Annotated in this window: 7 protein-coding genes; 4 read left to right on the top strand and 3 right to left on the bottom strand. The window is 65.4% G+C overall.

Annotated features, from left to right (window positions below):
• Positions 1-853, bottom strand: an 853-nt coding sequence (locus DBR10_RS20185) for an FAD-dependent oxidoreductase (RefSeq protein WP_442861123.1), incomplete at its 3' end; no start/stop codon positions are given.
• A 335-nt stretch (positions 854-1,188) separates the two neighbouring features.
• Between DBR10_RS20185 and DBR10_RS16020 the strand changes: the two genes are divergently transcribed.
• Entirely contained in the window at positions 1,189-1,746 is a 558-nt protein-coding gene (locus DBR10_RS16020) for a GNAT family N-acetyltransferase (RefSeq protein WP_108505300.1), read from the top strand.
• Between the two features lie 103 nt (positions 1,747-1,849).
• Here the strand turns inward: DBR10_RS16020 and DBR10_RS16015 are convergent, their stop codons facing one another.
• Together DBR10_RS16015 and DBR10_RS16010 are read right to left on the bottom strand one after the other, a co-directional pair.
• On the bottom strand, positions 1,850-4,501 hold the full coding sequence (locus DBR10_RS16015; protein WP_108505299.1) for a TonB-dependent receptor plug domain-containing protein: 2,652 nt from the start codon (positions 4,499-4,501) through the stop codon (positions 1,850-1,852).
• Positions 4,502-4,786: 285 nt separating this feature from the next.
• Positions 4,787-5,131, bottom strand: coding sequence for a hypothetical protein (locus tag DBR10_RS16010; RefSeq protein ID WP_108505298.1), 345 nt, complete (start codon positions 5,129-5,131; stop codon positions 4,787-4,789).
• 71 nt (positions 5,132-5,202) lie between these two features.
• Between DBR10_RS16010 and DBR10_RS16005 the strand changes: the two genes are divergently transcribed.
• The 3 genes from DBR10_RS16005 to chrA form a co-directional block, all read left to right on the top strand.
• Entirely contained in the window at positions 5,203-6,198 is a 996-nt protein-coding gene (locus DBR10_RS16005) for a helix-turn-helix transcriptional regulator (RefSeq protein WP_108556506.1), read from the top strand.
• Between the two features lie 39 nt (positions 6,199-6,237).
• Positions 6,238-7,068, top strand: coding sequence for a 23S rRNA (adenine(2030)-N(6))-methyltransferase RlmJ (gene rlmJ, locus DBR10_RS16000; protein WP_108505297.1), 831 nt, complete (start codon positions 6,238-6,240; stop codon positions 7,066-7,068).
• On the top strand, positions 7,065-7,902 hold an 838-nt coding region (chrA, locus tag DBR10_RS15995; protein WP_233243445.1), incomplete at its 3' end, for a chromate efflux transporter. The genes rlmJ and chrA, both read left to right, overlap by 4 nt.

The raw sequence follows: 7,902 nt of genomic DNA, 5'->3' as shown, positions 1-7,902 counted from the left end.
GCAGCATGGTGCGCTGCTGCTCGTAGCCGGCCACCGAGGTCAGGACCCGCCAGGCCCCTGAATCCAGCACGTCCTTGAACGCGAACGGCGGCAGTTCCTTGCCGGGACCCGGATCGACGCCTGCGCCGGGATGCACGGAGAAGCCCCGGCCCTCGGTGCCCGTATAGGCCAGGTCCTTGGGCGACAGCCGGCCTTCATTGATCATATAGGCGACGAACTTCTCGCGATCGGCCGGGGTCAGGGCTGCGTCGAGATCGCCCTTGCTGGCGGCCTTGGCGATCAGTTCGGCGGCGTAGCCGCGGGCATCGGCGGCGATTTCGCCCTTACGCACCGGCTTGCCGGCCAGCGGGCCCTTGCCCTTTTCGAAATAGACATAGGCCGCGTCATTGTCGTTGACGAAGCTCTCCAGCAGCACGCCGAACTGCTTGGTGTAGTGAAGGGTGGATCGGTGGTGATAGGGGATCCGCCATGGGCCGTGGTTGATATAGAGCCCCTCGTCGAACGCGCAGGTCTGGGTGTTGCCCAGCAGATCGGTGTGCTGGAAGCCCTTGCGAGCCGTCTGGCAGCGGCCGCCCGCAAAGGCGCGGGCTTCAAGGATCTGGACCTGGTAGCCGGCCTTGCTCATTTCATAGGCGGCCGTCATGCCGGCCAGGCCAGCACCGAGGATCAGGACCTTGGTACCCTTTGCCCCGCCTGTCAGTTCGGGCGGCCGCTCGGTCGCCGAGGCCATGCTGAAGCCGAGCGCGTCCAGCCCCGAAAGGGCCAGAGACATGCCGCCCACGGCCGCCAGGCCTTCAAAGAACCGTCGCCGGGTCAAAACGCCGCCCGTCGCCACGCCGTCATTCATGTCCATAAGAAGGTCCGCCACCTGATCGAGCCGGCGCCAGGCGGGTGTCTCGCCTGAACGATTGACCTGCCCTGCTTCGGTACACTGCGCCCCGCCGAAGCCACGGTCATCACGAAATCTGATGCGCCTTAGAGCAAGTCTGATTGCGCGGGTACGGGGGCTGACATGTCAGATTGCGCGCGGATGCTCCACCCTTGGGCAGCCTGCCTCCCCCCTGTGCGAAGCGTGGGCGGGGGGAGGTGTTGGAGGGCCGACACGGGAATCAGGCTTTTCGGGTCAAGATCCCCGAGGGCTTATCCGGACCTGATTACCTGCATGCCGACACCGGCGAAGGACGTGCCATGACAATCACTTCGGCCCGACTGCATCTGCGGCTGGCCAACCTCGAGGATGTGCCGGTCCTGTCGTCGCTGATGACGGTCGCGATCCGGGATCTGCTGGCCGGCTTCCTGCCGCCGGAAGGGGTTCAGGCCTCGTTCGAGATCATGGGCCTGGATACCCAGCTGATCCTGGACGGCACCTATTTCGTGATCGAGGACGGTGACGAGATCGCCGGATGCGGCGGCTGGAGCCGGCGCGCCACCCTGTTCGGAGGCGATCATTCGGCGGGGCGCGATGCGGCCCTGCTCGACCCGGCCACGGACGCGGCCCGGGTGCGGGCCATGTACACCCACCCGGCCCATACGCGGAAAGGCGTCGGACGCCTGGTGCTGGAGGCCTGTGAAGCGGCCGCGCGCGCTGAAGGCTTTGCCCGTGTCGAGATGGCGGCGACGATGGGCGGCGTGCCCCTTTACCGGGCCTGCGGCTATGAAGACATCGAACCGTTCACGGCGAAGACTTCCTCTGGCTACGAGGTGCCCCTGATCCGGATGGGCAAGTCCCTGGCCGAGGCCGGTTGAAGGCGGCAAGCCCGGCTCTCCGGCCTTTTGACCGTCCGGTGACGCATAAGAAAAAAGGGCCAGGCTTTCGCCTGGCCCTTCTCTGTTTGTCGATAAGGCGAGCCTAGAAGGTCGCCGAGACCTTGGCGTACCAGAAGCCACCCTGCCAATCGACGATCGAGTCCGAGCGGTACAGACGGCCGTTGGTGGCCGACTCGCCGGTCTTGTCCGGATCGGGATAGTTGGAGAACAGGTTCCGGGCCCCGACCGAGACGGTGTAGGTGTCTGTCGCGGCATAGGACACTTCGGTGTCGAACAGCATCTCCGGATCCCACTTCTGGATCACGTCCGGCTTGCCGACGCTGAACATGTTCTTGTAGGGGCCGTAGATGTTGGCGCGACCCAGGATGCGGAACTTGCCGATCTCGTGGGTGGCCGACAGTGTGCTCCGCCAGCGCGGGGCAGCGTGCTTGAAGTCGTACACGCTTTCGCCGTCGAAGAAGGTGTAGGTCACGCCCGAGGTGTTCGGGGTCGGCTTGTTGACCTTGTCGACGACGAAGCTGTTCCAGTTGGCGCTGGCCGTGAAGCTGGTCGACTGACCGTTGTCCCAGGCCTTCTTGTAGGTTGCCACGACATCGACGCCTGTGGTGGTGGAGTCGAAGGCGTTCTGGAAGAACTGCACCTGACCGATCGTGTCGGCACCGGGGATCTTGGCGCTGATGAGAGCGGCCTTGATCGACGGCGTCACCGTGATCGCGCTGGTGGCGTAGAACTGGTCTTCGATGGCGATGTTGTAGAGATCGACCGTCAGGCTCATGCCGTCAAACAGCGATGCCGTGAAACCAAGGGCCAGGTTGAGCGATTTTTCCGGCTTCAGTTCCTTGGCACCCATGAACTGGGCAACCGGGTTGGTGGCCGGGAACAGGCCCGAGGCGATGATTGCGCCGTTTTCCACGCGGGTCGACACGTTGGTGGTGAACAGCTGGCCGGGCGTCGGAGCCCGGAAACCGGTACCGACCGAGGCGCGGATCCCGAAGTCATCGGTGATCTGGTACTGGGTGGCCAGCTTGCCGTTGAAGGTGTCGCCGAAGTCCGAGAACTTCTCGGCCCGGATAGCGCCGTCGAGGAACCAGGCCTCGGTGATGTTGGCCGAGGCTTCGGCATAGGCGGCGTAGGAGTCGCGGCTCAGCTTGCCCGAATAGGCCGGCGTATTGCCCGGGAAGCCGTTCGAGCCGACGGCCAGGGCGCTATAGACCGGGTCAATGCCCGCAAATCCATCGGAAGCGTCCGACTTGAAGTTGGCGCAGTTCAGGCCGTTGGCCAGAACCGTCGCGGTCGCGGCGGCGGTCGGGGTGCGGGTGGTGGTGTTACAGAAGCCGAACGGATCAGGCACCGACCAGGTCCCGGCCGTGTAGGAGGCCTTGTCGCCGGGGGTGATTTCATAGCCTTCCTTGCGATACTCGGCCCCGAAGTTCAGGGTCACGGGCGTTTTGATGCCGGCGAGAGCCCAGTCATAGGCAAAATCAGCGTTCAGGGCGCTTTCGGTCGAGACCAGCGAGCCGTCGTAGAATTCCTTGGGCGAGGCTGCACCCATTGACGGGTTGACCGTGTCCCAGATCGTGTAGGCGATCTTGTCGTTTCCGTAGCGACCGCTCAGATCGTACTCGATGCCGTTCGACAGCTTGCCTTTCAGGCCGCCCGCCAGGCTGTAGTCGGTGACGTCGCCGCCGAACATCGGTGTGAAGCCGGCCGGGAAGATCGAGCTGAACTGGAACAGGCTGCCGTCGGCTTGGCGGATCGGGGTCGCATTGACCGCATTGCTCACCGGCGGACGATAGTTGAAGTACTCGGTCGCCGAGCTCTTCGAGTAGTTGGCGAAGGCATAGACCCGCAGCGAGTCGCTGATGTCGTAGCCGGCATTGACCACGCCGCGCAGGCCTTCGGCGTCAGGCTGACCCCACTTCTGCACATAGTCGGTGATCAGGGCACCGTAGGCGGGGTTGGTGGCCGCATAGTTGGCTACGCAGAAGCCGGCCGACTGGTTGGGGATGCCGACGTTGCAGTACTGCTTGCCGCGGTGAACCTGGTTCTGGCTGGTGTATTCGAAGGTGCCGTTGATGAAGCCCTTGTCGCCGATCGGCAGGCCGAGGTTGCCGGTGACCATGACGTCTTCGCCGTCGCCGAGGAAGAACTGGCCGTACTGAGCGGTCAGGGAGCCGCCGCTGGGGCTGTCCTTCAGCTGGAAGTCGATGACGCCGGCGATGGCGTCCGAGCCGTACTGGGCACCGGCACCGTCACGGGTCACGACGACATTCTTGAGGGCCGAGGCCGGGATGGTGGCCGCGTCGGGGGCCTGCGCACCGGTGCCGCCGATGGTTACGAGGGCCGAGCGATGGCGGCGTTTGCCGTTGACCATGAACAGGGTTTTGTCGGTCGGCAGGCCGCGCAGGCTGGCCGGGCGAACAAAGGTCGCGCCGTCCGAAATCGGCTCGCGGGCCAGTGTGTAAGACGGGACCAGCGACTTCAGAATGTCATTGGTGTCGGTGAAGGCGGCCGATTTCAGTTCGGCTTCGCTAAAGGAGTCTACCGGAACGGCCGAGTCCAGAACGGTGCGCGGCTTTCCGCGCGCGGTGACGACAACCGTATCGATTTCAGAAGAGGTGTCAGCCGGCGGATTGGCCGGCGCGTCAGCAGCATGCGCCGCGACTGAGTATCCAAAAGTAACGGAGATCGCAGAAATACCTGCGAGCAGAGTAGTTTTAAGCCGCTGATTCATTTTTAGCCCCCTCTTTGCATCTTTCAACGCACGATTGATTCCTTTCCCATGACGTTTTTCTCCCGAGATTTTCTTTTTTCTGTTTTGAACTGCTTTTTCATTCGGTCTTTGCCGACGATTGCAGCGTGTGATCAAGCCAGCGGCTTCGGCAATGGGGGGGATTGCAAGAAACCGTCACAAGCGCTCGCGGTCTCGCGGGCGCCCCTTTGCGTGGCGTTGTCAGTACTTTTTTAGGCAGAACATTGCTCTTCAACCGCCCTCAGGCGGCTGTCGAGCGACACGCAGTCAGGCCACGAGGCGTTCGACGGGGGTATCGTTCGTCTCGGACCTGAACAGGTCAAAGGCATCTTCCCAGGCCGCGAGTCGCCCCTCGTGCCGTTCGGCGTCATCGACGATGCGGATGATCTGGTCCTCGCGATCGTTCCACACGACGCCCAGATCGACGACCCGTTCGGCGCTTCGGCCCAGCAGCAGGATGACATCAGCGCGCGCTGCGCGTTCGGGGCTGATCCGCATCAGGGTCCGGCCCGCACCCAGATCGCGATGGATGTCGGCAAAGGCCAGGACGGCCGAAATCATCGGTGCATTGACGGGGGCGATGGCCCAGGCAGGGCAGGCAAAGCGCGACATGAACGGCTCCTTGGTTCGACAGGTCCAGCTTTGGACGTGCCATGCGCCAGTTTCGGTCGTATGGAGAACGTATGAGGCACGAAAAAGCTGCAAGGCTCCTGGACCTGGCCCGCATGCTGGCGGGATCGGCGGAGGGACTCACCCTGGACGAAATGGCCCGCGCTCTGGATGTGGGCCGGCGAACGGCCGAGCGCATGCGCGACGCGGTCTGGGCAGCCTTCCCTCAAATGGAGGTCGTCGAGGACCCGCCGACCCGGCGCTTCCGCATTCCCGCTGGGCTGGACGGCCTGTTCCAGACCCCGACCGCCGAGGAATTGGCGGCCCTGCGCACGGCGGCCGACAGCTACCGGGCCTCCGGCGCCGAGGGGCGGGCCGCCTCGCTCTACGGTCTGGAACGCAAACTGCTCTCGGCCCTGCGCGGGGCGGCTCGTCGCCGGGTCGCGCCAGATGTAGAAGCCCTGGTCCAGGCCGAAACAATCGCGGTCCATGCTGGGCCAAGGCCCTATGAGGACGAGGCCGCTCTTTCTGCGATCCGCACCGCCATCAAGGGCCTGAGCGCCCTGTCGTTCCGGTATGACGGCGGCAGTACGCCGGGGCGGCGGCGCGAGGTGACGCCGCTTGGCATCCTGTTTGCCCGCAGCAACTATCTGGTGGCGCTCGAGGGCGAGGACCCTCGTCCCCGGTCCTGGCGGCTCGACAAGATGCAGGATCTTGCGGTCCTGGATCGTCCGGCTCCGCCGCCGGAAGGCTTCTCTCTTCAGGCCTTCGCCGACGAGAGCTTCGGGATCTATCATGGCGCGGTCGAGGATGTGGTTCTGCGGATCCGGCCCGAGCGGGCGGAGGATGCCCTGCGCTGGCGTTTTCACAGCACCCAGACCGTCAGGCCCGAAGCCGATGGTTCGGTGACCGTAGCCTTTCGCGCCGCCGGCATGCTGGAACTGGCCTGGCACCTGTTCACCTGGGGAGACGGCGTGGAGATCGTGGCGCCGGCTGGGCTGCGGCAGTTGATGCTCGATGAACTGCACAGGGCCCTGAAGGCGCATGACCTGCCGCAGCAGACCGTATAACCGGATGGACCTGTCGCGCGTTGAGGCACCTGGCCGTTCATGAACTACCGTCACGCCTTCCATGCCGGCAATTTCGCGGACCTGCAAAAGCACGCCATCCTGTTGGCCCTGCTGGCCGCTCTAAAGGCCGAGGGCGGCCCCCTGTCGGTTCTCGACACCCATGCAGGAGCAGGGGCCTATGACCTGACCGGCGAGATGTCGCGCCGTTCGGGTGAGGCCGAGGCTGGCATCTTCCGCCTCCTGGCCGCCGAAGATGCGCCGGCGGTTTTTGCCCCGCTTGTAGCGCGGGTAAGGGCCTTGAACGGCGGTCGTGACGGGCCGCTCTATCCCGGCTCGCCCGTTCTGATCGCGGCCAGCCTTGGGCAGGACGATCGCTACACCGCCTGCGAACTGCGTGACGATGACTTCGAACTTCTGCGGCGCTCTCTTGGGCCTTACCCCTTTGCCCAGGCTGTAAAATCCGACGGCTTTGAGACCGCGACCGGCAAGGCTGGGCGAGGGGGGCGGGCCGTGGTCCTGATCGATCCACCGTTCGAGCGACCGGATGACTATGCCCGGATCGTCACCACGACCCGGGCCGTGCGTGAGCGGGACCCGAGGGCGGTCCTGGCCATCTGGACGCCGCTCAAGGACCTCGAAACCTTCGATGCCTTCATCCGGGCGATGGAAACCGTCACGGATGACACGCTAGTGGCCGAGGTCAGGCTGCGGCCCCTGCTGGATCCCATGAAGATGAATGGAAGCGCCATGGTCCTGGTCGGGGCTCCTGCCGCGGTTGAGCCGGCGATCGTCGAGGCGACGCGCTGGATCGTTGCGCGCCTTGGCCAGCCCGGAGGCCGCGACCGCGTCTGGCGCACGGCCACCGCATGACGGACAGTGGCCCGACCTTCAGGGAGGCGCTGGGCGTCTGGCTGCGGGTCGGCTGCCTGGGCTTTGGCGGGCCTGCGGGGCAGATCGCCCTGCTGCACCGGGCGGTGGTCGAGGAAAAGGGCTGGATCGACGAAGCCAGCTTTGCCCACGCCTTGAGCTTCTGCATGCTGCTCCCCGGGCCCGAGGCGCAGCAACTGGCGGTGTGGCTAGGCTGGAAGCTGCATGGGGTGCGTGGCGGTGTGGCGGCCGGGCTGCTGTTCGTGCTGCCGGGGCTCATGCTGATGCTGGCCCTTTCTGCGCTCTATGTGGTCCACGGCCGGTCCGAATGGGCCGGTCCGGTTCTGCTGGGCCTCAAGGCTGCAGTCGTGGCGCTGGTGGCCCAGGCCCTGGTCCGGATCGGCGGCCGGACGATCCGGGACCGCATCAGCCTGGCGGTAGCGCTGGCCGCCTTTGCCGTGCTGAGCTTCACCGTGCTGCCCTTTCCGCTGATCATCCTCGGTGCCGGGGGGCTGGGTTGGGTCCTGGCCGGCAAGCCCGGCGCGAGTGAATCCGGCGAGACCGCCACGGTGGCGTTGCGAGGGGCAGGGCGCACGGCCGTGATCTGTCTTGTCGTCTGGTTGGCTCCGGTTCTGCTGGCCCTGGCCCTGGCCCCGCACTCGACCCTGGCCCGGATGGGGCTCGTGTTCAGCGGCCTTGCCGTGGTCAGTGTCGGCGGAGCCTATGCGGCCCTGGCCTATCTGGGGCAGGTGGCTTCGGCGCTCGGCTGGGTCACGCCGGCCCAGATGCTGGACGGTCTCGGCCTCGCCGAAACCACGCCCGGTCCCTTGGTCCTGG

The sequence above is a fragment of the Caulobacter sp. HMWF025 genome (assembly GCF_003060965.1).
GTDB lineage: Bacteria > Pseudomonadota > Alphaproteobacteria > Caulobacterales > Caulobacteraceae > Caulobacter.
Note: the sequence above shows the minus strand (reverse complement) of the source record. Positions and strands in the feature narration are given on the sequence as shown.

Bases quoted from the DNA above. Each gene is read 5' to 3' on its own strand.
- DBR10_RS16015 (WP_108505299.1), bottom strand. From the start codon at position 4,501: ATGAATCAGCGGCTTAAAACTACTCTGCTCGCAGGTATTTCTGCGATC.
- rlmJ (WP_108505297.1), top strand. From the start codon at position 6,238: ATGAACTACCGTCACGCCTTCCATGCCGGCAATTTCGCGGACCTGCAA.
- DBR10_RS16005 (WP_108556506.1), top strand. From the start codon at position 5,203: ATGAGGCACGAAAAAGCTGCAAGGCTCCTGGACCTGGCCCGCATGCTG.
- DBR10_RS16020 (WP_108505300.1), top strand. From the start codon at position 1,189: ATGACAATCACTTCGGCCCGACTGCATCTGCGGCTGGCCAACCTCGAG.
- DBR10_RS16010 (WP_108505298.1), bottom strand. From the start codon at position 5,131: ATGTCGCGCTTTGCCTGCCCTGCCTGGGCCATCGCCCCCGTCAATGCA.